This window comes from Mesorhizobium sp. L2C084A000 (genome assembly GCF_000502875.1).
Taxonomy (GTDB): Bacteria; Pseudomonadota; Alphaproteobacteria; order Rhizobiales; family Rhizobiaceae; genus Mesorhizobium.
Genome location: NZ_AYWX01000015.1, coordinates 1 through 23650, shown reverse-complemented (window position 1 = coordinate 23650; position 23650 = coordinate 1). Strand labels below are relative to the sequence as shown.

Sequence of the window (23650 nt, the reverse complement as noted above, 5' to 3'; positions counted from 1 at the left end):
CTTCTGGCATAGACCCATGATGAAGAATGGCCCCCGAATCATCACCGTAGCCAACCAGAAGGGCGGTGTCGGCAAGACAACGACCGCCATCAATCTGGCGACCGCGCTGGCCGCGATCGGCGAAAAGGTGCTGATCGTCGATCTCGATCCGCAGGGAAATGCCAGCACCGGCCTCGGCATCGATCGCAAGGACCGCACGGTGTCCTCCTATGACGTGCTGACCGGCGAGCTTGAGCTGGAGGCCGCGGCCATCCCCACAGCCGTGCCCGGCCTGTCGATCGTGCCGTCGACGCTCGACCTGCTCGGCATCGAAATGGAGATCGCCTCCGCGCCCGACCGGGTGCTCAAGCTGCGCAATGCGCTGCGCGCTGCGACCGAGCGCGGCGCACCATTCGGCTATGTGCTGATCGACTGCCCACCATCGCTCAACCTTTTGACTTTGAATTCAATGGCCGCGGCCGATTCTGTTCTTGTACCGCTGCAATGCGAGTTTTTCGCGCTCGAAGGTCTCAGCCAGTTGCTGGAGACGGTCGAGCAGGTGCGCCGCTCGATCAATCCGGATCTCACCATCCAGGGCATCGTGCTGACCATGTATGACGGCCGCAACAATCTCGCCAACCAGGTGGTGCAGGATGTGCGGGCGCATATGGGCGACAAGGTCTACGAGACCGTCATTCCGCGCAATGTGCGGGTGTCCGAGGCGCCGTCATACGGCAAGCCGGCGATCCTCTATGATTTGAAGTGCTCCGGCAGCCAGGCCTATCTGCAACTGGCGTCGGAAGTGATCCGCCGCGAGCGCAAGTTACGCGCCGCTTGATTGGGCCGGATGCATAGCTAAGAGCCGATTCGACACCGAAACGATTTGGAATAGCCAACTGGAATAAAGATGAGCGAAGACCTTTCAAGAAAGAGACTGGGGCGTGGGCTGGCAGCGCTGATCGGAGAGATCGATCGTCCGGCAGTCCCCGAAAAGCCTGGCATGAGCGCCGACGGCAAGGTGCCGATCGAGTTCCTGACCCCCAATCCAAAAAATCCGCGCCGGCATTTCGGCGACGCCGAGCTGACCGATCTTGCCCAGTCGATCCGCGAACACGGCGTCGTCCAGCCGGTGGTGGCGCGGCCTTCGCCGACACAGGCTGGCCGCTACGAAATCATCGCCGGCGAGCGGCGCTGGCGCGCGGCGCAGCGCGCCGGGCTGTCCGAGATTCCGGTCATCATCCGCGAGGTCAACGACCGCACCGCGCTCGAACTGGCGATCATCGAGAACGTCCAGCGCACCGATCTCAATGCGGTCGAGGAGGCGCTTGGTTATCAGCAGCTGATCGACGAGCACGGCTACACCCAGGCCGATCTCGGCCAGGTGATCGGCAAGAGCCGCAGCCATGTCGCCAACACGCTCAGGCTCTTGAAGCTGCCGGACGTGATCCGCGACATGCTGGTCGACGGCGCGCTGTCGGCGGGTCATGCCCGCACGCTGGTGACGGCGGAAGATCCGGCCGGCCTTGCCAAGCGCATCGTCGAAGAGGGCCTTTCGGTGCGCCAGGCCGAAGCGCTGGCGCAGATGCCGGCCGGCACCAGCAGCGCCAGGGAAGCCAAGCCGGCGCCAAGTCCTGACGAAAAGGACGCCGACACGCTGGCGCTGGAAAAACTGTTGACCGACACGATCGGCATGATCGTGTCGGTGGATCACAAGGGCAGAGGCGGCGTGCTGCGGGTTTCGTACCGGTCGCTGGAACAGCTTGATGAGCTGTGCCGCAGGCTGAAGCAGGATCGGTAGTTAGCCGGCAAATTAACTCCTGGCTTAAGGTCCAGCTGAGCTGGTTGGCACGGGCTTGAGAGCATAAAGGGCTGGCGGTAGCCGGCCCTTCTCTTTGCGGCGCCTGTGTTTGGCGAACGCGGCGAAGCTGCCAATCTCCCCCTCGTGGGCAGGGCTATCGCATACGGATTCTTGCGAAGAAGAACCCCCACCCTAACCCTCCCCACAAGGGGGAGGGAACGCTGCCGCGTGCCTTTAATTCTTATGATAGCCACGGATGGTTCCGGATTTCTCCAGATTGTCGAGCCGGCGCGAACAGGCCGACTGCGACAGGCCGACCCTTTCGGCNGGGGTTAGGGGTGGGGGTCCGTGCCGGGCAGACATCTCAGGAATTCCATATGCGATAGCCCTGCCACTTGTGGGGAGATGCCGGTAGGGCAGAGGGGGGCGTGAAGGAACGCCAGCTTTGGTCACTTTCGAATAGCTGACAAGCTGTCAGGTGGCGCATTCTAGCCAATAGAGACGCCGGCGGGACAGCGCCCCCCTCTGGCTTGCCAGCCATCTTCCCCCACGAGGGGGAGATCGCCAATCTCCTACCTTTGCGCCAGCCGGCTGCTTTCCACGGCAATGCCGAGCAGCGCCTGCCTTGCCAATGCGACGGAAAGATCCGGCCGCCGCCTGGTCTGCAGCACCGCCGTCTGGAGCCGGGTCAACGCGCGGCTGAGCGCGTCGACGTTCCAGCGTTCCAGCGCCTTCTCGACCAGCTTGCGCCTGGAGAAAAACACCGGCGGGCGGGCGGCGGCGACGACCGAGGCGGCGTTGCGGTTGCTGGACTCCATCTGGCCGCGCATGGTCTGGATCTGCTGCAACTGCCGCATTGCCGAGGACAGCACCAGAAAGGGCTGGCCGCCGGACTGGCAATGGCGGGTGAAGGCGATATCGAAGTCGCCGACCTTGCCTTCGAGAAGCGCGTCGACCGCGTCGTCGAAAGAGGCGCCGGAGACATCACCCGACATCGCCTTGACCTCTTCCAGGCCGATCTCGTTCTGGCCATGGGCGTAGAGCACGAGCTTTTCGATCTCGCCGCGCGAGGCCAGCCGGTCGCCGCCGAGATTGCGGCGCAGCGCCTGCCTCGCCTCCATGGTCATCGACATGCCGGCCTTGCTCAATTCGGCGTCGATGACGCCGTCGATGTCACGCGCCTCATCGCCATAGCACGGCAGCGCCATGGCACTGTCCGCCGCCTCGACGATGGCGCGCAGGCCGACACCCTTCTTGAGATCGCCGGCCTCGATGAGAATGATGGCATCGCGCGCGGGCTCCGCCGTCAGCGCCTTGACGTCGTCGGCCAATGCCTTCTGGCCGCTGGCATTGCGCACCCATAGCAGCCGCCGGTCGGAAAACATCGGCACGGTGCGGGCCTCGTCGAGCAGCCGGCCCTCGTCACGGTCGACCTCCGAACCCTCCAGCCTGACCACCGAAAACGGATCGTCGAGCGGCAGGCCGGTCTTGCCGGCAAACGCCTTCGCCCGCTCGGAGACGAGGCCGCGGTCGGGACCGTAAAGCAGGACGATCGAGATGCTCTGGTCCGGCCGCGCCAACCACCCATCGACCTCGTAAGCTTTCTTCTGTGCCATGGCGGGTTGGTTAGCATGATGCGGGGGCGGGGTGAATGGAGGTTGGTGCAAACGGTGAAGAGCATAATCTCCCTCCTTGTGGGGGAGATGTCCGGCAGGACAGAGGGGGCGCGCTGTCCCGCCGACTTCTCGGTCGATCAAGAATGCGCCCTCAAGCTTGTTTTCTACTGAACTTGTAAAGCGACGAGGTTAGCAATCCTTCACGCCCCCCCTCTGCCCTGCCGGGCATCTCCCCCACCAAGGGGGAGATTGGCAGCTTCGATGCCGGCACCTAAATCGCCTTATCTGACCCGAAACCCGGCACAACCTTCTCCCTAATTGCGCGCCGTCCCCCAACATCGACAAGAAATTTCGTCGACATATCTTCATCTTGGTTCTGGGGAGGCTGGATCGGCCGGCGCGGCCGGGACCGACGTCCGCAGGCTACCCCGACGAATTCGCACTGGCCTGGCGGCGCAGATATGCAAATATCGGCACCAGGCAACATTGGAGGACAGACGTCATGGCCGATGCTGGGATGTTGCGTTTCCACGTTCCGGAGCCGGAAGTGCGGCCGGGCGGGACGCCTGACTTTTCCAATGTGCCGATCCCCAAGGCCGGCTCGGTGCCGCGCCCCGAAATCGATGTCGATCCGCGGATCATCCGCGATCATGCCTTCTCGATCATCCGCGTGCTGAACCGGAATGGCGAAGCCGTCGGCCCCTGGGCCGGGCTGCTGTCCAGCGATGAGCTTCTCACCGGCCTGCGCCACATGATGACACTGCGGACCTTCGACGCGCGCATGCAGATGGCGCAGCGGCAGGGCAAGACCTCGTTCTACATGCAGCATCTGGGCGAAGAGGCGGTGGCTTGCGCCTTCCGCAAGGCGCTGGCGCCGGGCGATATGAATTTTCCGACCTATCGCCAGGCAGGGCTGCTCATCGCCGACGGCTATCCGATGGTCACGATGATGAACCAGATCTATTCCAACGAGGCCGACCCACTGAAGGGCCGGCAATTGCCGGTCATGTATTCGTCGAAGGAGCACGGCTTCTTCTCGATCTCCGGCAATCTGGCGACGCAGTACATCCAGGCGGTCGGCTGGGCGATGGCCTCGGCGATATCGAACGATTCGCGCATCGCAGCCGCGTGGATCGGCGACGGCTCGACGGCCGAATCCGATTTCCACTCGGCGCTGGTGTTCGCCTCCACCTACAAGGCGCCCGTCGTGCTCAACGTCGTCAACAACCAGTGGGCGATCTCGACCTTTCAAGGCATCGCACGCGGCGGCTCGGGCACCTTCGCGGCGAGAGGCCTTGGCTTCGGCATCCCGTCGCTGCGCGTCGACGGTAATGATTATCTCGCGGTGCGTGCCGTTGCCAAATGGGCGGCGGAGCGGGCGCGCAGCAATCTCGGGCCGACGCTGGTCGAATATGTCACCTACCGTGCCGGCGCGCATTCGAGCTCGGACGATCCCTCGGCCTACCGGCCAAAGACCGAATCCGACGCCTGGCCGCTCGGCGACCCTATCGTGCGGCTGAAGAACCATCTCATCGCGCTCGGCGTCTGGTCGGACGAGCGGCACGCGCAGGCCGAGGCGGAAATCCTCGACACGGTCATCGCGGCGCAGAAGGAAGCGGAAAGCCACGGCACGCTGCATGCCGGCGGCAAGCCGTCGACACGCGACATGTTCGAAGGGCTCTATGCCGAGATGCCGCCGCATCTCAGACGCCAGCGCCAGCAGGCGGGGGTTTGAGCCATGCCGAGACGGACCATGATCGAGGCCATTCGCGATGCCATGGACGTGTCGATGGGGCGCGACGACAAAGTCGTCGTGTTCGGCGAAGATGTCGGCTTCTTCGGCGGCGTATTCCGCTGCACGCAAGGCCTGCAGGCCAAATACGGCAAGAGCCGCTGCTTCGATGCGCCGATCAACGAATCCGGCATTGTCGGCTCGGCCATCGGCATGGCCGCCTATGGCCTGAAGCCGTGCGTGGAGATTCAGTTTGCCGACTACATGTATCCGGCCTACGACCAGCTGACGCAGGAAGCGGCACGGCTGCGTTACCGCTCCAACGGCGATTTCACCTGTCCGATCGTGGTGCGCATGCCGACCGGCGGCGGCATTTTTGGCGGCCAGACGCACAGCCAGAGCCCGGAAGCGCTGTTCACCCATGTGTCGGGACTGAAGACCGTGGTGCCGTCCAATCCGCATGACGCCAAGGGGCTGCTGATCGCGGCGATAGAGGATCCGGATCCGGTGATCTTCCTCGAGCCGAAGCGGCTCTATAACGGCCCCTTCGACGGCCATCACGATCGGCCGGTGACACCATGGTCGAAGCATGAACTGGGCGAGGTCGCCGACGGCCACTATACCGTCCCGCTCGGCAAAGCGGCGATCCGCCGGGCAGGCTCGGCCCTCACAGTGCTCGCCTACGGCACCATGGTCTATGTCGCGCAGGCCGCGGTCGAGGAAACCGGCATCGATGCCGAGATCATCGATCTCAGGACCCTTTTGCCGCTCGATCTCGACACGATCGTCGCCTCGGTCAAGAAGACCGGGCGCTGCGTCATCGTGCACGAGGCGACGCTGACGTCGGGCTTCGGCGCCGAACTGTCGGCCCTGGTGCAGGAAAACTGCTTCTATCACCTCGAAGCGCCGGTCGCTCGCGTTGCCGGCTGGGACACGCCCTATCCGCATGCGCAGGAATGGGACTATTTCCCCGGTCCCGCCCGGGTAGGCCGTGCTTTGCTTGAAACCATGGGGGCCTGAGATGGGCGAACACATCATCAAGCTGCCCGATGTCGGCGAGGGTGTCGCCGAAGCCGAGCTCGTCGAATGGCACGTCAAGATCGGCGACATGGTGCGCGAGGACACCGTGCTTGCCGCCGTCATGACCGACAAGGCGACGGTCGAAATCCCGTCGCCTGTCGACGGCGAAATCCTGTGGCTGGGCGCCGAGATCGGCGACACGGTGGCGATCGGCTCGCCCATCGTGCGGCTGAAGGTGGCAGGCGAGGGCAATGTTGCGGGTGGTGCGACGCCGGCAAAAGTCACGGCTGAGAGTACCCCCACCCCTAGCCCCTCACAAGGGGGAGGGGGACGCGCCACGGCCTCCAAGGGCGGAGCAAAATCTACTTCGCCATCATCAGAGTCCTCCGCAAAAAGCGTGCGAGCAGCGCAGACAGAATCCCCCTCCCCCTTGTGGGGAGGGGCTAGGGGCGGGGGTACTGCGCCGACGTCCGGAGTTGTCGCGCCCGCCGGCGCACCCCGTCCCGAGGGCGAAAGACCGTTGGCCTCTCCGGCCGTCCGTCTGCGGGCAAAAGAGGCGGGCATCGATCTCCGGCAGGTTGCCGGGAGCGGCCCTGCCGGGCGCATCGGCCATGAGGATATCGAGGCGTTCCTGGCGCGCGGCCCGCAGGTCGCCAGGACATCCGGTCTCGCCCGCAACGATACGATACAGGACATCAAGGTGGTCGGGCTGCGGCGCAAGATCGCCGAGAAGATGACGCTGTCCAAATCGCGCATCCCGCACATCACCTATGTCGAGGAGATCGACGTCACCGCGCTGGAGGAATTGCGCGCCGCGCTCAACAAGGAGAAGCGCCCAGGTAAGGGTGGCGTGGAGCGGCCGAAGCTGACCCTGCTGCCGTTCCTGATGCGGGCCATGGTCAAGGCGATCGCGGACCAGCCGAACCTCAATTCGCTGTTCGACGACGAGGCCGGCATCATCCACCAGCAGGGCGGCATCCATATCGGCATCGCCGCGCAGACGCCGTCGGGGCTGGTGGTGCCTGTCGTCAAGCATGCCGAGGCGCGCGACATCTGGGATTGCGCTGTCGAGGTCATCAGGCTGGCCGAGGCGGCCAAGTCCGGCACGGCGACACGCGACGAACTGTCCGGCTCGACCATCACCATCACCTCGCTCGGCGCCATGGGCGGCGTGGCGACGACACCGGTCATCAACCATCCGGAAGTGGCGATCATCGGCGTCAACAAGATGATGGTGCGGCCGGTGTGGGACGGCACCCAGTTCATGCCGCGCAAGATGATGAACCTGTCGTCGAGCTTCGACCATCGCGTCATCGACGGCTGGGACGCGGCGGTGTTCATCCAGCGGATAAAGACGCTGCTGGAAACACCGGCGCTGATTTTCGTGGATTGAGGGGATGAGAACCGTCGCAAAGGCCCCCTCACCCGGATTGCCAGCCGAATTGCAAAGGCAATTCGGGGCAATCCGACCTCTCCCCGAGGGGAGAGGAGGTCGTCAGCGCAGGCGCCAGTCTCTTCTCCCCAGCGGGGAGAAGGTGGCCGCGAAGCGGTCGGATGAGGGGGCCTTCGTCACCATAGAGAGCGTGCCGTCATGAAAGAAATCTCCTGCAAGCTGCTCGTTATCGGCGCCGGGCCCGGTGGCTATGTCTGCGCCATCCGCGCGGGACAGCTCGGCGTCGATACGGTAATCGTCGAGGCCGGCAAACCGGGCGGCACCTGCCTCAATGTCGGCTGCATCCCATCCAAGGCGCTGATCCATGCGGCGGAAGAGTTCGAGAGGGTCTCGCACATGGAAGGCGGCAAGAGCCCGCTTGGCATTTCGCTCACCGCACCGACGCTCGACCTGGCTAAGACGATCGCCTGGAAGGACGGCATCGTGAGCCGGCTCAACAGCGGCGTCGCCGGCCTGCTCAAGAAGGCAGGCGTGAAGACCGTGCATGGCTGGGCGAGCTTTCGCGACGGCAAGACTGTGGAGGTCGAGACTGAGACGGGAAGCCAAGTCATCCGCGCCGAGGCGATCGTCATCGCCACCGGCTCGACCCCGGTCGAACTGCCGTTCCTGCCCTTTGGCGGTCCGGTGATTTCCTCCACGGAGGCGTTGGCGCTCAGCGATGTGCCGAAAAAACTCGCGGTCGTCGGTGGCGGCTATATCGGCCTGGAACTCGGCATGGCCTTCGCCAAAATGGGCGCCAAAGTGACCGTGGTCGAGGCGTTGCCGCGCGTGCTGGCGCAATATGATGCGGAACTCACCCGGCCGGTGGTCAAGCGGCTCAACGCACTCGGCATCGAGGTGATGCTGGGTGCAAAGGCCAAGGGGCTGTCGACCAAAGGCGACGCGCTGCTGATCGAGACATCCGACGGCAAGAGCGCCAAGGTCGCCGCCGAAAAAATCCTGGTGACGGTCGGCCGCAAGCCGGTGACCGAAGGCTGGGGGCTCGACCAGATCGACCTTGATATGGCTGGAAAATTCATCCGCATCGACGAGCAGTGCCGCACCTCGATGCGCGGCATCTTTGCCATCGGTGACGTCACCGGTGAGCCGATGCTGGCGCACCGGGCGATGGCCCAGGGCGAGATGGTCGCCGAGATCATCGCCGGTCACAAGCGCAACTGGGACAAGCGCGCCATTCCCGCCGTTTGCTTCACCGATCCGGAACTCGTCACCGCTGGTCTTTCACCGGAAGAGGCCAGGGCTCTGGGCGGCGAGATCAAGATCGGCATGTTCCCGTTCGCCGCCAATGGCCGGGCGATGACGAAGCTGGGCGAAGACGGCTTCGTCCGCGTGGTGGCGCGGGCCGACAACCATCTGGTGCTTGGCATCCAGGCGGTCGGGAAAGGTGTGTCGGAACTGGCGGCGTCATTCGGGCTGGCGCTGGAGATGGGCGCGCGGCTGGAGGACATTGCCGGCACGATCCATGCGCATCCGACGCAGGGCGAAGGGTTCCAGGAAGCGGCGCTCAAGGCGCTGGGGCACGCGCTGCATATTTGAGGGATGCTTGCCCTCCCCCTTGTGGGGAGGGTCGATCCGCGAAGCGGAGCGGGGTGGGGGTCCTCGCCGACCGTCAGCGCTCACCCCACCCCGTCTCGCAGTCTACGCTTCGCTACGCATGCGAGCCGACCCTCCCCACAAGGGGGAGGGTGAAGAACTTCAGCTCGCCAGCCGGCTCACCATCTCGTGCTGGGCATAGGCGCGGCCGAAGCGGTTGGCTAGGAATGCGTCGAGCGCGATGTCTTCCTGCTTGACGAAGCCGGTCGCCGGCAGGCTGCCGTCGGCCAGCATATCGAGCACGGCGCAGATGCCGGACGCCGTGGTGATCTGGATGGCGCTGCGCACCTGGTCGCCGATACGCTTCGAGTAGATCTTGTTGGCGTAGGTCTCCTGCAGCAGGCGGCCGTTCTTGCGGCCCGAGACGGTGACGAAGACGATGACCACGTCCTGCAGCGTTGCCGGCAGGGCGCTCTCGAAAATGTCTTTCAGCACGTCACGGCGGTGGCGCAGGCCAAGGTCGTTGAGCAGCGCCTTCATGATCGCGGCGTGGCCGGGATAGCGGATGGTGCGGTAGTTCAGCGTGCGCACTCTGCCCTTCAGCGTCTCGGCCAGCGTGCCGAGCCCACCGGAGGTGTTGAAGGCTTCGTAAGTGACGCCGTCGAGTGAGAATTCCTCGCGCTCCTCCAGCGGCGGCACCTCGACCAGTTCGCCCTCGACGATCGCCTCGCAGGGCTCGCAATATTCGTTGATGACGCCGTCGGTGCTCCAGGTCAGATTGTAGTTCAACGCATTGGACGGGTATTGCGGCAAAGCGCCGACGCGCATGCGCACGCTTTCGAGCGTGTCGAATCGGCTGGCGAGATCGTTGGCGACGATCGAGATGAAGCCCGGCGCCAGGCCGCATTGCGGAATGAAGGCGTTTCTGCCGGAGCGCGCCAATTCCTTGACGCGGCGGGTCGAGACGACATCCTCGGTCAGGTCGAGATAGTGCACGCCGGCACTGGCCGCTGCCTCGGCGATGCGGGTGGTCAGATGGAAGGGAGCGGCGCTGAGCACCGCGAATTTGCCGGCGAGGGCGGCTTCCAGCGTGCCGGATGCCTCGATGTCGAGCTCCAGCGTCGCGACCGTGGCCGGCAGTTCGGCGGAAGCGAGCTGTGCTGCCGAGCGGTCGACGAGCGTGACCTGATAATCCCCCGTGGCGGCGAGCATCTCGGCAATGGTCGAGCCGATCTTTCCGGCGCCGACAACGACAATTTTCTTCATGACCGATCCCTCACTGATTGTAAGCCCAGATTCGCAGCTTGCCCGTCGAATGGAAGCGTGGTTTTGTTCGAAACGAAACCATCTATTTGGCTAGTCTGCCGAGAAGAATCGTCGAAATGCTCAGTGACGCCGAACAAGCCCTGCTTTCCCTGCTGCGCGAGAATGCGCGCGCCTCGACCGCCGAGCTGGCGCGGCGGCTTGGCGTCTCGCGGACCACGGTACAGAGCCGGATCGAACGGCTGGAGCAGCGCGGCATCATATCAGGCTATGGCGTGCGGCTGGCGCCGGACTACGAGCAGGGGCTGGTGCGGGCACATGTGCTGCTCACCGTGACGCCCAAGCTCGCCGACAAGGTGGTGCGCGCCCTGCGCGGCCTGGCGACGGTCAGGACGCTGCATTCGGTCAGCGGCAATTTCGATATGATCGTCATCGTCGACGCGCCGTCGATCCGCGACCTCGACATGCTGCTCGACCAGATCGGCGCCATGGACGGAGTCGAGCGGACTTTGTCGTCGATCATCCTGTCGACGCGGATAGATAGGTGAAGCTGCTGATCTCCCCCCTTGCGGGGGAGATGGCCGGCAGGCCAGAGGGGGGTGCTCAGGCGCTAGCCTCGGCCATCTGCGCCGTGTGACAGATCGACAGGTCGGCGGGACAGCACCCCCCTCTGCCTTGCCAGGCATCTCCCCCGCAAGGGGGGAGATTGGCCGTCACTTCGGCTTTCGCCAATTTCCTTACCTCAGGCATTGGACGAATGGTTCATTTCGCCTACCAATCCAGCGCCGGCGGAAAGCTCACCGCCACCTCAAGGCCAGGCCGACAATCCTCAAGCGTAATCGACGCGCCATGCAGGTCGGCGATGGCCCTGACAAGGCTGAGACCCAGCCCGCTGCCGGATGTCGACCGGCTATGGTCCAGCCGATAAAGCCGCTGAAACACTTTTTCATGTTCGTCGGTGGGAATGCCGGGACCGTTGTCGGCGACACCGGCAACGACGCGTTCGCCCTGGCGCGTCGCCGACAGCTTTATCGTCGTGCCCGATGGACAATGGCGCAGCGCGTTCTCGACCAGATTGGCGAACATCTGCGTCAACAGCTCGCGATCGCCATGGATCCGGTCCGTCGTTTCCTGTGGTTGCGCCAACGACAGCGACTTTCCGTCGTCCTCGGCAACATCGGCATAGATCTCGGCGATGGTCTGCAGCACCTCGCCCAGATCGACATCGGTGAACCGCGCCCGGCGCGCGCCGGCCTCGATCTGGGCGATGCGCAGCAGCGCATCGAAGGTCTCGTTGATCTGTAGGCTCTCGGCATGCGCTTCGGCCAGCTCAGCCGCGATCTTCTGGCCCGACAGATTCTTTTCCGATGCGGTGTCGAGGATCATCTGCAACCGGTTGAGCGGCGTCTTCAGGTCGTGGGCGATGTTGGCGCTGACCTGTTTCATGCCTTCGACCAGTGCCGACAGGCGATCGAGCGCGGCATTGACCTGGCTGGAGACGATGTCGATGTCGTCGCCCTTGCCGGTCAGCGGAATGCGGGTGTCCAGCCGTCCGTGCGAGACATCCACCATGGTGGCGGCGATGCCGTCGAGACGGCGCTGGACCCGCGAGGCCAGCAGGGCGCCGCCGGCGACCGCCAGCCCGGTGATGATCAGGGTTCCCCAGCCAAAGCTCATCAGCACGATCCTCTCCAGCTCCTCCGTCTCGGAAAGGCTGAAGGCGACGGTCAGGGTGTTGCCGCCGACCGGACCGGAATAGGCGCGGTACTCGGCGCCGGGCGGCACGCCGGGCATTTCGGTGTCGAACATCGAGAAGCCGTCGGGGAGCCCTGCCGCGGTGAAGTTGCCGGCCAGGCGATTGCCCGTCGCGTCGGTCAGCGAAAACAGCTGCTCCTTCTTGAGGCTGCGCAGGGAGTGGCTGCCGACGGTCTCAACCAGCTCCTTGAGATCGTTCTCGGCATAGGTCGCGGCGACCACCGCGTAGGTCTCCTTGATGGTGTCGTCGAGCCGCTCGGCAAGATCGGCGCTCATCATCTGGTAGACGATGGCGCCCGACAGGACGAAGGCCAGCACGAACAGGAAGGCGAAGGTCAGGGCCAGCCGGAACGGCGTGCTGCGCAGCAGGCGGGACCATGTTCCGGTCATGACGGCGCGTGCAGGCTGTAGCCGGTGTTGCGGACGGTGTGGATGAGCTGGGTTTCGAAGGGCTTGTCGACCTTGGCCCGCAGCCGGCTGATATGGGTCTCGACGACGCTGGTCCTGGGATCGAAATGAAAATCCCAGACGCGCTCCAGAAGCATGGTGCGGGTGATGACACGGCCTTCGCCGCGCATCAGCACTTCCAGCAGGCTGAATTCCCGCGGCTGCAGGTCGATCGTCTGGCCCCGCCTGATGACGCGTCGCATGATCAGGTCCATCTCGAGGTCGGCAACCCGTAGAACGGTTTTCTGCTCCTGCGCGGCCGGCCGCCGGCCGAGCGCGTTGATGCGGGCGAGAAGCTCGGAAAAGGCGAAGGGCTTGACCAGATAGTCGTCGCCGCCAGCCTCGAGCCCCTCGACGCGGTCGTCGATGCCGCCGACCGAGGTGAGAAAGATCGCCGGCGTCCGCACGCCGGCGGCGCGGACCGCCTTGATCATCGACAGGCCGTCGAGGCCGGGGATCATCCGATCGGCGATGATCACGTCGTAATTGCCCCGGGTCGCCGCGAACAGCGCGTCATGTCCGTTGCGCAGGAGGTCGCAGACATGGCCGGCCTCGGTCAGTCCCCTGACGATATAGGCGGCCGTCCTGTGGTCGTCCTCGACGAGAAGCAGTCGCATGAAAGGTCCGGTCCGTTGCCGAGATGGAGAGGCTATCACCGGCACGGGCTTGTTCCTAGGATGTCACGACGCGCAGGTATGGTGGCGCTTTCGTCATACATTCGCGATTGGCGGAAGCTTTCCTGGCTTCGTCCTTGGGATGCCGTGACATCTCCGAGCCGCGTAGCGATGCGGAACCCGACGCCCGCGGGACAGCACCCCCCTCTGCCCTTCCGGGCATCTCCCCCGCAAGGGGGGAGATCGGCAGCTTCGATCCCCCCACCCCTCTTGCAACTCTTGCAACATTCGAGGATTGGCGAAAGCGGAGGTACAGTCAATCTCCCCCCTTGCGGGGGAGATGGCCGGCAGGCCAGAGGGGGGTGTGAAGGATCGCTACTGAAGAAAACTTCCATTCTGCTCTGCACTTGGTCAGCGCACGCACACGCTGAGGTCAATCCGATTCCAGGAGGATCTCATCGGCCTCGTCGCCCTTCAGGGTCATGTGCAGGACGAGCGCAATGATGCAGCCGAGGAAGAGCAGGCTGGTGAAGATGGTGCCGAGACCCAGGCCGCCATGCCTGGCCGACCGCGACAGCAGGTCGCCGAAGGAAGCGCCGAGCGGCCGCGTCAGGATATAGGCGAGCCAGAAGGCCAGGATGCCGTCGAGACTGAGCAGCCAGTAGGCGAGCGCTATCAGCGCGATGACGCCGCCGAACAGCAGCCCCGATGTGAGGTAGCCCATGTCGAAGCTTTCGGCGACGAGATCGCCAGCGGCGGTGCCGAGAGCGAAGGTCAAGAGGATCGCCAGCCAGTAAAAGATCTCGCGCCTGGTGGTGAAGAGGGTGTGGATCGACAGCGTCCTTTCGCTGGCGTACCAGACCGCGAACGTCGCGGCGAGCGCGACCGAGAAGGCAATGGTCGTCGTCTGCAGGCGCACGCCGAAATTGTCGACGAGGTTGTCCGTCACCAGCGTGCCGACGATGCTGATCAGCACCACCGCCAGCCAGTAGGCCCACGGCACATAGCGTTTCCGCGTAAACTGCAGGACAAGGGCCGTGGTCAGGATGCCGGTCATGATCAGCGAGGTGGCGGTCAGCCCAAGCCCGATTGTGTCGGCAAGATAATCCGCCGCGGTCTCGCCGGTGGTGACCGCCATCAGCTTGATCAGCCAGAAGTCGAGGGTGACGTCGGGAACCCTGTTGTGGCTCGGTGCGGCGGGTTGTTGCCTGTTGGGCGCGAGCATGGCTGAAGTCCAGAGGTCGACGGTTGCGGCGGGGCGGCGGCGATCCACCCCGCGCATCGTAAGCAAACGAGTTCACACCGGCCTGTCCGGCGGCATACAAATTCGTAAGAATGGCGCGCAAAAGGCATTGCGAATGCCTGGCGGTGCGTTTGATGGAATGCGGCGCCTTGCATCCGCCATCGCTGTTCAACGGCGCGCTGATGGCGGGCGCGATGCCGGGCCGCACGTTCGGCCCGACCCACCTGCGCTCTAGTGATCGGTGGTTCTAGCTGCCGAGCGGATGCGGCATGTAGCCGACGAAGCCAGCGATCTTCCAGCTGCCGCCGACCCTGCTGCAGAAATACAGCGTCTGCCATTTCAAGCGATCGACGCTGCCGTCCGCCTTGGCAACCGAGCCGTCGAATTTCTTGTGCAGCACAGCGCGGTCGCCGTCGACATCGATGTCGCGCATGTTGGTTACGCGAAACAGCGCCTCGCGCAGCGGCTCGGCGAATTTGGTCGCCGCCGTCTCCCTGGCCTGGCGCAGCCATTCGTCGCGGTAGACTTCGAGCCTTGGAAACTGCAGCCGCCAGGCGTCGGCGTTGTGCAGGAAATGCGCATGCATGCCGAAGAAGCTCTCGGCGACGAAATCATCCTCGACCATGGCCCAATCCTGGCCGATGAAGGCGTCGATGTCGCGCCGCACCAGCATTTCCCAGAGCGCGTGGCGATCGGTATCGCCTGATGGAAACGGGTTCTTGTCGTAAGTCATTGCTGGGTGTCTCCGCTCTGGCAAATGCGTCTGTGCGTTACAGCTCCCAAGTCGCCCGCCAGCGCGTACGATGCAAGCGCTCATGTAATAAAGCAACGCGGATTTCGAAGAATGTTGCTTTCCAACAAGGCCCCTATGAGGATCGCCCCGATCGGCGTAAATGTCGATCGAAGCGGGCGCTGCCATGGCACCCGGTCCTGTCATCAGAGGAGGCTTCCCTTGCCGAAACAGTGTTTTGGAACGTCGCATGTGCCGTTGTCGCCAGCCGTGCGGGCCGGCGATCTCGTCTATGTCTCGGGCCAGGTTCCCGTCGGCAGCGACGGCATCGTGGTCAAGGGCGGCATATCGGAACAGACCGAGCAGGTGCTCGCCAACATCAAGGCCGCGCTGGCGCTGGCCGGCTGCACCATGGACGATGTGGTGAAGACCACGGTCTGGCTGGAAGATGCGCGCGATTTCGGCGCCTTCAACGCGGTCTATGCCCGGCACTTCCCCAAAAACCCGCCGGCCCGCACCACGGTCGAATCGCGGCTGATGATCGACATCAAGATCGAGGTCGAGGCGGTCGCCTACCGGCCTCTGTAGGCAAAGCAACCAAGCGGAGGTGACCCCAAATGCAATTCGACCTCCTGCTGAAGGGTGGACGGCTGATCGATCCGGCGTCCGGGATCGATGCGCCGCGCGATGTCGCCATCGCCAATGGCCGCGTTGCCGCTGTCGATGCCGATATCCCGGTGACCAGCGCCGCGCAGATCGTCGATGCCGGCGGCTGCATCGTCACGCCGGGCCTGGTCGACCTGCACAGCCACGTCTATTGGGGCGGCACGTCGCTTGGCGTCGATGCCGACCGGCTGGCCGCCAAGAGCGGCACCACCACCTTCATCGATGCGGGCAGTGCGGGAGCCGGCAATTTCCTCGGCTTCCGCCGCCATGTCATGGAGCGGTCGAAGGTCCGCATCCTGGCCTATGTCAACATTTCCTTTGCCGGCATTTTCGGCTTCTCGCAGACGGTGTCGGTCGGCGAGTGTAGCGACCTCAGGCTGTGCGAACCGCGCGAGGTGGTCGCGGCGGTGCGTGAACACCGCGATGTCGTGGTCGGCGTAAAAGTCCGCTCCGGCAAGCATGCCGGCGGCACCAGCGGCATCGCCCCGGTGGATCTGGCGCTGGAGGCCGCCGACCAGGCTGGCCTGCCGCTGATGGCGCATATCGACGAGCCGCCGCCCGGCCGCTCGGAAGTGCTGCCGCGCCTGCGCAAGGGTGACATCCTCACCCACTGCTTCCGGCCGTTTCCCAATGCGCCGGTGTTCGCCTCCGGCGCGGTGCGGCCCGACATGCGGCTGGCGCGCGAGCGCGGCGTCATCTTCGACATCGGCCACGGCATGGGCTCGTTCGATTTCGCCGTCGCCCGCGCCATGCTTGAGGAAGGGCTGGCCCCGGACGTGATCTCGAGCGACGTGCATCTCTACTGCGTCGATGGGCCGGCCTTCGACATCCTGGTCTGCATGTCGAAGCTGCTGGCGCTCGGCATGCCGCTGGTCGAGGTCCTGCGCGCCGCCACGCAAGCGCCGGCGAGGGCGATCGCGCGGCCTGATCTCGGCACGCTGGCGGTGGGCACCGTCGGCGATGTCGCCGTGCTCCGCCAGCGCCCGGGCCGCTTCACCTTTGTCGATGCGGTCGGCGTGTCATTGGTCGCCGACCAGAGGCTGGTGTCGGAAGGCATCGTTATTGGCGGCACCTGGTGGCCGAACGAGGCGGCTGATCACAACGAGACCGAGCGTTTCGTGGCGCAGGCGTCACACACGCATGTCGAGGTGGCGGCGAGGCACTTTGGGCACCGGCATGAGTGAAAGTTCTGCGCGACTTCGTCATCCACAGGCGGAGCGGAAGCGAAGCGGACGCGCAGACCCGAGGATCCATGCCGTGACCATTGCCGAAGAATGCGACGGATCAGGATGGTTGTTCGATAGGCCCTTCATCGCCGTTGGTGCATTGAAAGCCGATTCTGGTCCGCTTTCGCGTGCACGAATGGCGCGGCATGGATCCTAGGGTCTGCGCCGCGTCGCTTCGCTCCTTGCTTCGCCCTAGGATGACGAATCCATAGGACGCTCGTTGCTTGAATTGCTAACCGCCCCAAAAACCGGCGTCTCAATGCCTTCCATCCGCGCCTTGATCTGCAGCGCCACATATTTCGAATAGAAGCGCGACAGCGCCAGATTGCCGCCGTGGAACCACAGCGCTTCCTGCGCGGTCGGCTTCCACATGTTGCGCAGCTCGCCCTGCCAAGGGCCGGGGTCGCCCTTGACGCCAGAGCCCAATCCCCAGCAGGGGCCGACCTTGTCGGCGACTTCACGTGAGACGATCGCCGCCACCGTCTCGTTCATCGACTGATAGCCTGTGCAGGCGATGATGGCGTCGGCGGCGAGTTCGCTGCCGTCCTCGAACAGAATGCCGCTCGGTGTCAGCGACTTGATGGCGACGCCGCTGCGGACGCCGATCTCGCCGTCGATGATCAGGCTGGAGGCGCCGACATCGATGTAGTAGCCGGAGCCGGTGCGGTAGGCCTTCATCAAAAGGCCGGTCTCGTCGTCGCCGAAATCGATGGCGAAGCCGGCGGCGCGCAGGCTGATATAGAAGGCCGCGTCGCGCGCCTTGATCACCTCGTAGAGCGCCCGCTGACCCTTGGGCACCAGCGCGAACGGTGTCGAGGCGACGATCATGTCGGCTTTCTCGGTGGTGATGCCGCGCGCCAGTGCGTCTTCCGAGAAGATCTCGAAGCCGACTTCCATCAGCGTGCTCGATTTGACCACCGTCGTCGGTGAACGCTGGATCATGGTGACCTCGGCGCCGCTTTCCCAGAGGTCGACGCAGACATCGTGGCCGGAGCTTGCCGCGCCGATGACAGCGACACGTCTGCCCCGGAATTTGTCGCCGCTGGCATACTGGCTGGAGTGCAGCAATTCGCCCTTGAACCGGTCGGCACCCGGCAGATCGATCCGCCGTGGCGGGCCATAGGCGCCGGTGGCGAAGACGATGTGCTTGGGCTTCAGCGTGATCTGCCGGCCGACGCGGTCGACCACCACGGTCCAGACTTTTTCGGCCTCATCATAGGACGCGCTGAGACATTTGGTGGCGACCCAGTAGTTGAGCTCCATGACGCGCGTGTACATTTCCAGCCAGTCGCCCATCTTGTCCTTGGGCGTGAACACCGGCCAGTTTTCGGGGAAGGGAATGTAGGGCAGATGGTCGTACCAGACCGGATCGTGCAGCACGAGGGTGCGGTAGCGGTTGCGCCAGGAATCGCCCGGCCGCGCATTCTTCTCGATGACGATGGTCGGCACGCCGAGCTGGCGCAGCCGCGCCCCCAGCATGATGCCGCCCTGGCCGCCGCCGATGACCAGGCAGTAGGGCTGTTCCTCGGTGCCGAGCTCGCGCGTCTCGCGCGCCCGCGCCTCCGACCAGGTCTCGCGCTGGGGATCGGCCTTGTGGCGCACGCCGAGTGGCCGGTCTGCGCCCTTGCGCTCCTCGAACCCTTTCAGGTCTGTCATTGCCGTGAACAGCGTGCAGCAGCGGCCGTCGCGCAGCCGCATGATGCCCTCTCCCCTGGCCACTGCGGTTTCGAAGCTGAACCAGGCCTCGATGGTGCCCTCGTCCGAGATCGCCTCGCCGGTCAGTTGCCATGCCCTGGGCTTGGTCGTCGCCAGCGCAGCTTTCAGCATTTCGGCGATTGCCTCGCGGCCTTCCATGGTCGTGATGTTCCAGGTGAAGGTCAGGAGATCGCGCCAGTAGCAGTCATCGACAAACAGGTTGGTCGCGGCCGCCGCGTCTCCCGCTTCGAGTACCTTGGCAAAGGACCCGAGCCATGCGGCTGCCTGTTTCGATGGGGCTATCTCGAGCATGTCTTTCCCTCTTCCTGCAACACGCCGCACACGGCGTAAAAATCTCAATTGTCGAACGCGGCGCCCCCCCTCATCCGCCTGCCGGCACCTTCTCCCCGTGAACGGGGAGAAGGAAGAACCTACAGCCNCGGCGCCCCCCCTCATCCGCCTGCCGGCACCTTCTCCCCGTGAACGGGGAGAAGGGAGCTAGTCTCCGAGCGGCTCCATCTCCTTGCCGGTGCGGTGGATCTGGGCGTTGTATTTGATGCGGCGCACCGTCTCGCGGGCCGAACCGTCGAGCTTGTAGGCCGAGGCCACCGCCAGAAGGTCGATCGCCGCCAGGAAGGCGAAGCGCGAGGCCGTCGGCTTCAGCGTGTCGGGGTATTCGGGCACCGCCACCGTCAGCCTGACGTCGCAGGCGCGGGCGAGTTCGGTGTCGGGCGCGGTCACGGCGATCGCGTTGGCGCGGTAATGCTTGGCGAGCTCGACGGCCTCGATCACCTCGCGGGTGCGTCCCGTCGCCGAAATGGCGATCACCAGATCGCCCGGCTTGAGCGTCGAGGCGGTCATGCGCATCAGATAGGGGTCGCACTGGGCGCTGACTGTGATGCCGTAGCGGAACAGCCGGTATTGGGTTTCCTGCGCCAGCGCCGAGGAGCTGCCGCCGAGGCCGAAGACCGTAACCTGGCGCGCCTTGGCGATCAGCTCGGCGGCTTTCTGCAGCTGCGCCGGGTCGAGCTGCCGCTCGGCCTCCTGCAGCGCCTGGCGCGCCTCGCCGAACACGGCGTTCCAGAACGGCATGCCATTGTCATTGCTGACGGAGGGCGACTTGGCCAGATAGAGCGCGCCGACGACGAGGCTCTGCGCCAGCTTCAGCTTGAAGTCACGCACACCCTCGCAGCCGATGGCGCGGCAGAACCGGGTCACCGTCGGTTCGCTGACCCCGGCGCGCTGGGCAAGGGCGGCGTTGGACGCGTCGACGGCATATTTGACGTCGTCGAGCACGACATCGGCGACACGCCGTTCGGCCGGGCGCAATTCGCTGTAGGAATCCTTGACCAGCGAGATGATGTCGGGAATGCGCCGGACAGGATCGCGCCCCTCGGCATCCTGGTCTGGAACAGGCTCGTCCTGGCTGCCAGCTTCGGTCATGGGGTCCTGGTCTTTCCCTGGGTTGCGAGGCCGCCGTCTTAGCATGTTTGCACGCCCTGGCTCCACGTGCCCGGCCGCATCGCAACCGCAGCGTGTCGTTGGGTAAAGCTCACCTTCCTCCGTTCCTCTCCGATACGTGTCAGTTCCGAGTATGTAGGAAAGCAACATGCATTTCAAGGTTGTAAAACTGATGTTAAAACAAATAGATAGGCATACTAACCGATTTTCGTGGTACGGCTGCCATCGTCGGCGCTTGACAGGAAAGTAGGATAGTTACAGACTGATTTTCGCTGGGGATGAGCCAATGGATCATCGCGCAATCTTCCCGGGGGGCAGATGAACACGGGCGATGCAAAAAAGCCGAAGCTTGGCGTGCAGGCCGCGACCAAGATCTATCACACGGCCTCCGGCGACCTGCTGGCGCTGGACCGTTGCAGCCTCGATGTCAGCGCCAACGAAATCGTCTCGATCGTCGGTCCTTCCGGTTGCGGCAAGACCACGCTCTTGTGGTCGATGTCGGGCCTGCACAGCCTGACCAGCGGCGAGATCCGGCTCGACGGCAAGGCCATCACCGGTCCGCATCCCGATATCGGCATCGTTTTCCAGGAAGCGAACCTTCTGCCGTGGCGCAATCTCGATGCCAACATCCGCTTTCCCTTCGAGATCAAGGGCGAGAAGCCGGACCGGGCGTGGATCGCGCATCTGCTCAACCGGGTCGGGCTCGACGGCTTCGGCGGCAAATTTCCGCGCGAACTGTCGGGCGGCATGCAGCAGCGCGCGGCGATCGTGCGGGCGCTGGCGCTGAAGCCCTCGGTGCTTTTGATGGACGAGCCGTTCGGCGCGCTCGACAGTTTTACCCGCGAGGAGATGAACCGGCTGGTCGAGGAGATCTGGCTCGACACCAAGACAACCATCGTCTTCATCACCCACTCGATCGAGGAGGCGATCTTCCTCTCCGACCGGGTCGTGGTGCTGAGCGCCCGGCCTGGCCGCGTCGCCAAGGAGTATCGCGTGCCGTTTCCCCGGCCGCGCTCGCTGGAGATCATGGCGACGAAAGAGGTCTTCGACCTCACCAACCGTATCAAGATGGACATTGTCGGCGAACGCACGCGGCCAAAAGCGCCGGAGCGCCCGAGCGCCGAGATCGTGAGGATCAGGCCGTGAGCGACACGATCCCGGAATTCTCCAAGTCCAAGTCTGGTGCCAAGTCGGGCGACGGCCATGAGGTCAGCCTGACCAATCTGTCGGCCTTCGCCAGCGGCCCCGGCATCAAGTCGGGCAAGGAGGTGGCGGCCATTCTTGCCGTGGCGGTGATCATCATCGGCGGCATCGAACTGGCGCTGCGGCTGTTTCATGTGCCGCTCTACATCATGCCGCCGCCAAGCTCGATCGCCTATGCGCTGTTCGACGAGTTTCCGCTGATCGCGCCGCATCTCGGCTACACGCTGGTCGAGCTGGTGTCCGGTTTCGCCATCGGCGCCGTCATCGGCCTCATCCTGGCCGCGGTCATCACCCAGTTCCCGTTCGCCGAGAAGATCGTCGCGCCTTACATCCTGCTCTTGGTCACCACGCCGATGCTGGCACTGGTGCCGCTTCTGATCCTGCGCTTCGGCTTCGGCTACACGCCGCGCATCATCGCGGTGGCGCTGGCCGCCGGGCCGATGGTGATGATCAATGCCGCGACCGGCTTTCGCCGCGTCGACAGCGCCAAGATCGCGCTGGCGCGCTCCTATGGCGCCAGCACCTTGCAGATATTCTGGAAGATCCGCGCGCCGATGGCGCTGCCGATGATCCTGGTCGGGCTGATGATCGGCGCCATCTTCGGCCTGCTGACAGCGGTCGGCGCCGAAATGGTCGGCGGCGGTTTCGGCCTCGGCAACCGGCTGACGACCTATTCGTCGATGATCCAGATGCCGCAGTTCTTCGCCGTGGTGCTGATCCTGTCGACGCTCGGCATCCTGATCTACGTGCTGTTCTTCCTGATCGGCAAGAAGTGGGCGAGCTGGGAGGCTTGAACACAAGGATATGAACGCCCGGGAGGCGGGCGGCAAGAGACCGAAATCAAACAAAAAAGGGGAATGCCATGACCAAAAAAATCTCGATTAATCCGGCGGGGATCAGCCGCCGCACTTTCCTGCAGGTGACCGGCGCTGGGCTGGTGACCGCCACGGCGCTCGGCGCCACCGGCCTCAAGGCCAGGGCCGAACCCTACGGAAAATTCACCTGGATCTCGCCGCGCGGCACGCTCGAAGTGCTCGACGACTATCCCTACTGGGCGGCCAAGAAGGCCGGCTATTTCGATGGGCTGGACACCGACATGCAGCCGGGGCCGTCGGACGGCACCGCGACGGTGAAGTTCGTCGATGTCGGCCAGGCGGATATGGGCTTCCCGTCGCCCGGCGTGTTCTCCTTCGCCATCCAGAACGGCATGAAGCTGAAGTCGGTGTTCCACATGGGCGCCCGCGACACGTTCAGCATCGCCTTCCGCAAGGGCGAGGGGTCGAACGATCTGAAGAAGCTGGAAGGCAAGACCATCCTGCTCGGCTCCGCCGCCTGGCAGTCGATCACCGACCCGCTGCTGGCCGCACAAGGCGTCGACATCAAGAAGGTGAAATATGTCGAGGCCGGCTGGCCGACCTGGGGCACGGCGCTGGCCGGCGGCCAGGGCGACGCCGCTTTGGCATGGGAAGGGCTGCGTGCCGAATGGATCGCCAAGGGGCTCGACTTCGAATACTGGCTCGGCGTGCAGAATTCCAAGCTGCCGGCCAACACCTTCGTCGTGCGCGCCGCCGACCTCGAGGATGCCGACAAGAAGGCGTTGCTGGAAAAGTATCTGCGCGGCTGGGCGATGGGCCTCGAATTCGGCTACCAGAATCCCCGCGCGGCGGTCGAAGCGGTGTTCGAGCAGTTCCCGACGCTGGCCAAGAATCTCGGGCCCGAGCTCGGCACCACCTCGATCCTGCAGCAGATCAATGTCTTCCGTGGCGACATGGACAAGCGCGGCGGCTGGGGCTCGCACGACATGGCGAGCTGGCAGGGCTTTTTCGACGAGATCCACAAGATCGGCCAGATCACCGCCCCGGTGAAGGCCGAGGATGTCTGCACCAACGACCTGATCGGTCCGGCCAATGATTTCGACAAGGCCAAGGTCAAGGCCGATGCCGACGGATACAAGCTGTCGGAAGGCTTTGCCGCGCTCGATGTCGAGAAGATCAAGGCACATCTGTTCGATTCGGCGATCAAGTAGGGGCGCAAACGGATCATGCCGGCGCCGCCCCTCATTGCCCTGCCGGGCTCCTTTCCTCTCCCTCCGGAGGGGGGAGAGCGACTATCTGGGGTGTCAAGTTGCAATTACGAACTCGTTGCGCGCATCGCGTGCTTTTGCATTGAGGATGACCAGGAGTTTTCAAGATCGGAAGAGCACACGTCTGAACTCC

General features: G+C 64.4%; 20 protein-coding genes and 1 pseudogene. 12 read left to right on the top strand and 9 right to left on the bottom strand.

Annotation, left to right across the window (positions count from 1 at the left end):
- Positions 1-16 precede the first annotated feature (16 nt).
- Both X735_RS140695 and X735_RS140700 read left to right on the top strand, forming a co-directional pair.
- Positions 17-817 (top strand): ParA family protein, encoded by an 801-nt coding sequence (locus X735_RS140695; RefSeq protein ID WP_013528736.1) that lies wholly within the window; start codon positions 17-19, stop codon positions 815-817.
- Between the two features lie 69 nt (positions 818-886).
- Positions 887-1777, top strand: coding sequence for a ParB/RepB/Spo0J family partition protein (locus X735_RS140700; RefSeq protein ID WP_023813405.1), 891 nt, complete (start codon positions 887-889; stop codon positions 1775-1777).
- A gap of 243 nt (positions 1778-2020) precedes the next feature.
- On the opposite strand, the pseudogene X735_RS1000000168080 reads toward X735_RS140700, so the two are convergent.
- Positions 2021-2104, bottom strand: a pseudogene (locus tag X735_RS1000000168080) (Lrp/AsnC family transcriptional regulator); the annotation flags it as partial.
- Positions 2105-2349: 245 nt separating this feature from the next.
- Entirely contained in the window at positions 2350-3393 is a 1044-nt protein-coding gene (gene holA, locus X735_RS140705) for a DNA polymerase III subunit delta (protein ID WP_023813404.1), read from the bottom strand.
- Positions 3394-3895: 502 nt separating this feature from the next.
- On the opposite strand from holA, the gene X735_RS140710 reads away from it, so the two are divergent.
- From X735_RS140710 to lpdA, 4 genes are all read left to right on the top strand, one after another.
- Positions 3896-5128, top strand: a complete 1233-nt coding sequence (locus tag X735_RS140710) for a 3-methyl-2-oxobutanoate dehydrogenase (2-methylpropanoyl-transferring) subunit alpha (RefSeq protein WP_023813402.1) — start codon at positions 3896-3898, stop codon at positions 5126-5128.
- A gap of 3 nt (positions 5129-5131) precedes the next feature.
- Positions 5132-6145, top strand: coding sequence for an alpha-ketoacid dehydrogenase subunit beta (locus X735_RS140715; protein WP_027162844.1), 1014 nt, complete (start codon positions 5132-5134; stop codon positions 6143-6145).
- A gap of 1 nt (position 6146) precedes the next feature.
- Entirely contained in the window at positions 6147-7538 is a 1392-nt protein-coding gene (locus tag X735_RS140720) for a dihydrolipoamide acetyltransferase family protein (protein WP_023813400.1), read from the top strand.
- Positions 7539-7736: 198 nt separating this feature from the next.
- On the top strand, positions 7737-9134 hold the full coding sequence (gene lpdA, locus X735_RS140725) for a dihydrolipoyl dehydrogenase (RefSeq protein WP_023813399.1): 1398 nt from the start codon (positions 7737-7739) through the stop codon (positions 9132-9134).
- A 159-nt stretch (positions 9135-9293) separates the two neighbouring features.
- Here lpdA and X735_RS140730 read toward each other — a convergent pair whose 3' ends face one another.
- Positions 9294-10397: a saccharopine dehydrogenase family protein gene (locus X735_RS140730; RefSeq protein WP_023813398.1), complete on the bottom strand. Its 1104-nt coding sequence runs from the start codon at positions 10395-10397 to the stop codon at positions 9294-9296.
- A gap of 116 nt (positions 10398-10513) precedes the next feature.
- Between X735_RS140730 and X735_RS140735 the strand changes: the two genes are divergently transcribed.
- Positions 10514-10942: an Lrp/AsnC family transcriptional regulator gene (locus tag X735_RS140735; RefSeq protein WP_023813397.1), complete on the top strand. Its 429-nt coding sequence runs from the start codon at positions 10514-10516 to the stop codon at positions 10940-10942.
- Positions 10943-11165: 223 nt separating this feature from the next.
- Here the strand turns inward: X735_RS140735 and X735_RS140740 are convergent, their stop codons facing one another.
- The 4 genes from X735_RS140740 to X735_RS140755 form a co-directional block, all read right to left on the bottom strand.
- On the bottom strand, positions 11166-12539 hold the full coding sequence (locus X735_RS140740) for a HAMP domain-containing sensor histidine kinase (RefSeq protein WP_023813395.1): 1374 nt from the start codon (positions 12537-12539) through the stop codon (positions 11166-11168).
- On the bottom strand, positions 12536-13213 hold the full coding sequence (locus tag X735_RS140745; protein ID WP_023813394.1) for a winged helix-turn-helix domain-containing protein: 678 nt from the start codon (positions 13211-13213) through the stop codon (positions 12536-12538). The genes X735_RS140740 and X735_RS140745 overlap by 4 nt, the downstream gene beginning before the upstream one ends.
- 430 nt (positions 13214-13643) lie before the next feature.
- On the bottom strand, positions 13644-14435 hold the full coding sequence (locus X735_RS140750; RefSeq protein WP_023813393.1) for a membrane protein: 792 nt from the start codon (positions 14433-14435) through the stop codon (positions 13644-13646).
- A 265-nt stretch (positions 14436-14700) separates the two neighbouring features.
- Positions 14701-15186: a hypothetical protein gene (locus X735_RS140755; protein WP_023813391.1), complete on the bottom strand. Its 486-nt coding sequence runs from the start codon at positions 15184-15186 to the stop codon at positions 14701-14703.
- A 219-nt stretch (positions 15187-15405) separates the two neighbouring features.
- Here X735_RS140755 and X735_RS140760 point away from each other — a divergent pair, with 219 nt between their 5' ends.
- The gene (locus X735_RS140760) at positions 15406-15771 is read left to right on the top strand and encodes a RidA family protein (protein WP_013528752.1); all 366 of its coding nucleotides are present in this window, start codon (positions 15406-15408) and stop codon (positions 15769-15771) included.
- A 29-nt stretch (positions 15772-15800) separates the two neighbouring features.
- Positions 15801-17033, top strand: coding sequence for an amidohydrolase/deacetylase family metallohydrolase (locus X735_RS140765; protein WP_023813389.1), 1233 nt, complete (start codon positions 15801-15803; stop codon positions 17031-17033).
- Positions 17034-17267: 234 nt separating this feature from the next.
- On the opposite strand, the gene X735_RS140770 is transcribed toward X735_RS140765, so the two are convergent.
- Positions 17268-19082, bottom strand: coding sequence for an NAD(P)/FAD-dependent oxidoreductase (locus tag X735_RS140770; protein ID WP_023813388.1), 1815 nt, complete (start codon positions 19080-19082; stop codon positions 17268-17270).
- Positions 19083-19268: 186 nt separating this feature from the next.
- Positions 19269-20213, bottom strand: coding sequence for a MurR/RpiR family transcriptional regulator (locus X735_RS140775; protein WP_023813387.1), 945 nt, complete (start codon positions 20211-20213; stop codon positions 19269-19271).
- A gap of 336 nt (positions 20214-20549) precedes the next feature.
- Here X735_RS140775 and X735_RS140780 point away from each other — a divergent pair, with 336 nt between their 5' ends.
- The 3 genes from X735_RS140780 (at position 20550) to X735_RS140790 (ending at position 23460) form a co-directional block, all read left to right on the top strand.
- Positions 20550-21377 carry an ABC transporter ATP-binding protein gene (locus tag X735_RS140780; RefSeq protein WP_023813386.1) on the top strand — a complete coding sequence of 276 codons (828 nt, stop codon included), beginning with the start codon at positions 20550-20552 and terminating at the stop codon, positions 21375-21377.
- A complete protein-coding gene (locus X735_RS140785) occupies positions 21374-22228 on the top strand; it encodes an ABC transporter permease (protein WP_023813385.1) in 855 nt (284 codons plus the stop codon). The genes X735_RS140780 and X735_RS140785 overlap by 4 nt, the downstream gene beginning before the upstream one ends.
- Before the next feature lie 68 nt (positions 22229-22296).
- Positions 22297-23460: an ABC transporter substrate-binding protein gene (locus tag X735_RS140790; RefSeq protein ID WP_023813384.1), complete on the top strand. Its 1164-nt coding sequence runs from the start codon at positions 22297-22299 to the stop codon at positions 23458-23460.
- The last annotated feature ends 190 nt before the right edge of the window (positions 23461-23650 follow it).